Genomic DNA, 3,089 nt, shown 5'->3' with positions numbered 1-3,089 from the left:
CTGACGCCAACACGCTTGCTGAGCTCCGTGAGGCTAATATCATCACCAAACAACAGGGCAATCTGGTATCGTATGCCGTCGGTTAACTGCCGGTACTTCATGTTACTCGCTCATCTGTGGTAGGAAGAACGGGATAACTTATCGGTAGTTAACCCTTCCTCCTACACTCTCCACAATCATGACCGAGCGTTGCACTTATTATCTGAATTCGCGATGTTTTGAAATTTCATTCAAGAAAATCACGACATTTGTTTATATTTAAGCGAGAAAAATTATGGAATAACGCATGTTGTGGTTATTAAATAATTTAAGGGTTAAGGAAGGTGCTATTTAATCATTCATGGTTCATCTTCATGATGACAATGAACACCTTTATCCTTACATTTTTCACCTTTTTTGAGTTTCTTTTTGCTTATGTATCATACGATGAAGTGCGATATAATAGTTGTTATCGAATCAATTGCTCCTTCCTTAAATAAGATGTTCACATGAATTATTCCCTACGCATATATCGATAGCTGCTAAGTCGATACCCTCGCTGACCGACTGAGATTTTTAATGATTCTGAGGTTAGCACCTCAAGCTCAGCCAGCCGCGGGTAGCAGTAGGCGCTGCTCATGATGGTGTGGTCAATAAACGCCGGGTGGCACATCACTTCCAGGGAGGCCTCTTCCCGCTGGATTGAATCATCCAGAGTCTGCAGGAACAACGCTTCAGAAATCGCGTCGCCATAAAACTCGCTGGCAAAGCCATCGCTGCTGCGCGCTGCATCCTGCGCCAGACCGTCGCGCTGCGCCTGCTGACGGTCAATACGCAGCGCCAAGCCCTTCTCGCGGGCAAATGCCGCCACGATGGGATAAATCTGCGCAATCATATGCACATGGTGATGGCTGTCGATATGCGTCGGTTCATAGCCAAACAGCTCGATAAACTGCTGATACTGGCACTCCAGCTCGTGCGCGATCTCATCCAGCGGCAGGCTTCCCTCTTCCGCCATCTGCCAGATCCACTTCCCCAGAAGCCCTTCGCGGGTGAGGCCCGGCATCGCGGAGAGCGGCTCGCCCAGCGTCAGGACGAAGTGCATCCCGACGCCCAGCTCCGGCACGCAGCGGCTGAGCTGGGCCGCGTGGCCGATTGCCGCGCCATTAACCAGCGCGGTGGTCGAGGTCACCAGCCCGTTTTTGCAGGCTTCAATAATGCCGTAGTTCTGCCCCTTGCTGAGGCCAAAATCGTCGGCATTAACGATTAACACGCGTTCCATCAGCCGCTCCCGTTACTTTTTCAGTTTCTCAATCGTCGCCGCAAAGTTAGGCAGCCATTTTTCGTGGGCGAGGATCATTTCACGCGCCAGCATTTCGGCATCGCGGTCGGAGTGAATCAACGGGCTCAGATTGAGCGCCAGCAGCACATCGTTCAGCTCTCCGCTTATCGCCGCCTTGCTCGCCGCCACTTCAAAGCCCTTGATGGTGTAAATCAGCCCCTGGACTTTCTCATCGAAACGGGTGATGCGCGGCGTCGGCTTCGCCCCGTCGCAGCCGAGCGTACAGGTCATTTCCACCACCCAGTCGGCCGGGATATTATCGATGTGGCCATAGTGCGGAATATTCACGTAGTGCTCGGTCTGCTTGTCGTTGTAGATAGCGTTGATCACTTCGCATGCCGCGTCGGAGTAGTATGCCCCGCCGCGCAGCTCCAGCTCCTTCGGCTTAACGTTTAGATCCGGATTTTTATACAGCTCGAACAGCTGTTTTTCCACCTTCTGCACCACCTGAGCGCGGGCACCGCCCTTATAGTACTCGCCCATTTCAATCGCCAGCATCTCTTTCGGCTTGAAGTAGTAGAGCAGATAGGAGCACGGAATTAAGCGCAGGGAGCTAATCAGCCCTTCGCTGAACGGCAAATCGAAGATGTTTTTCACCGAGTTGGCGCTCAGGTTCCCGGACGCGACGCCGTCCAGCAGCTCGTTGAAGTGAGATACGCCGTTCACCAGCACGTCGCGCACAAACACGAGGTGGTTGAGGCCAAACAGGTCGATATTCAGCTCATCGCCCGGGCTCAGCTGCAGCACGTCGGTAATAAACATTTTCATGCCGATCGGAATATTGCACACGCCGATAAAGCGCCGAAAGTTCGTATGGCGATATACGGCCTCGGTCACCATTCCCGCCGGGTTGGTAAAGTTAATTACCCATGCGTCCGGGCAGATATCCTGCACATCTTTGACGATATCAAAAATCACCGGAATGGTGCGCAAACCTTTGAACAGGCCGCCGGCGCCGTTAGTTTCCTGGCCAAGATAGCCGTGGCTAAGGGGGATACGCTCGTCTTTTTCACGCGCCTTCAGCTGACCAACGCGCAGCTGAGTGGTGACGAAGTCCGCGCCTTCCAGCGCCGAGCGGCGATCCAGCGTTTTATAGACTTTCAGCGGGACGCCGGCTTTTTCCACCATCCGCTCGCAGAGAGCGTGGATAATATCGAGCTTCTCCTGCCCTTCCGCCACATCCACCAGCCACAGTTCCGTAACCGGCAGCTCGTGATAACGCTTCAGGAATCCTTCGAGGAGTTCAGGGGTATAGCTGCTGCCGCCGCCGATAGTAACAATTTTTATCATTATATTCTCCCTTGTGGCGCCACGAATTGCGCGTAGCCCACTCTCCGTATCAATACGGACAGTTAATCTGAATATTTTCCAGCGCGGAAGGTTCCGCTCCGGTTAATTAACGATGGTAAGCTTCTGGCGGATTCAAGTTCGAAGTGCAACGCTAAGCCGCCGGTCTTAACTCTGCAAACACCACCGAGGGTTGTCTGAACCCCAGACACTTGCGTGGCCTGCTGTTCAACGCACCCTGATAGCGCCGTAGGTCTTCTTCTGACACTGTGTGCAGGTCAGTTCCCTTCGGGATAAACTGCCTTAACAGGCCGTTTGTGTTCTCATTCAATCCTCGTTCATGCGACGCATATGGGTGAGCGAAGTAGGATTCCGCTTCCAGCGCTTCCGCTATCGTCCTGTGCTCACTGAACTCGCCACCGTTGTCGAACGTGATGGTGTGGCAGACATCTTTATAGCCACTCAGCATCGAGATGATGGC

Annotated in this window: 3 protein-coding genes and 1 pseudogene; all 4 read right to left on the bottom strand. The window is 53.0% G+C overall.

What is annotated here, in order from left to right:
• Positions 1-101 (bottom strand): annotated as a pseudogene (locus ACSZO4_RS25240) (IS30 family transposase); the annotation flags it as partial.
• A 392-nt stretch (positions 102-493) separates the two neighbouring features.
• Positions 494-1,261, bottom strand: coding sequence for a chitin disaccharide deacetylase (chbG, locus tag ACSZO4_RS25235; protein ID WP_437891835.1), 768 nt, complete (start codon positions 1,259-1,261; stop codon positions 494-496).
• Between the two features lie 12 nt (positions 1,262-1,273).
• On the bottom strand, positions 1,274-2,611 hold the full coding sequence (locus tag ACSZO4_RS25230) for a 6-phospho-beta-glucosidase (RefSeq protein ID WP_437891834.1): 1,338 nt from the start codon (positions 2,609-2,611) through the stop codon (positions 1,274-1,276).
• Between the two features lie 151 nt (positions 2,612-2,762).
• The coding region (locus ACSZO4_RS25225) for an IS30 family transposase (protein ID WP_437891833.1) at positions 2,763-3,089 on the bottom strand (327 nt) is incomplete at its 5' end.

Source organism: Phytobacter sp. V91 (genome assembly GCF_965644225.1).
GTDB lineage: Bacteria > Pseudomonadota > Gammaproteobacteria > Enterobacterales > Enterobacteriaceae > CBFFRJ01.
The sequence above is the reverse complement of the archived record's forward strand: the minus strand, read 5'-3'. Positions and strand labels throughout refer to the sequence as shown.

What these genes read in the sequence shown, in the direction of transcription:
- chbG (WP_437891835.1), bottom strand. Translation starts at nt 1,261, where the DNA reads ATGGAACGCGTGTTAATCGTTAATGCCGACGATTTTGGCCTCAGCAAG.
- ACSZO4_RS25230 (WP_437891834.1), bottom strand. Translation starts at nt 2,611, where the DNA reads ATGATAAAAATTGTTACTATCGGCGGCGGCAGCAGCTATACCCCTGAA.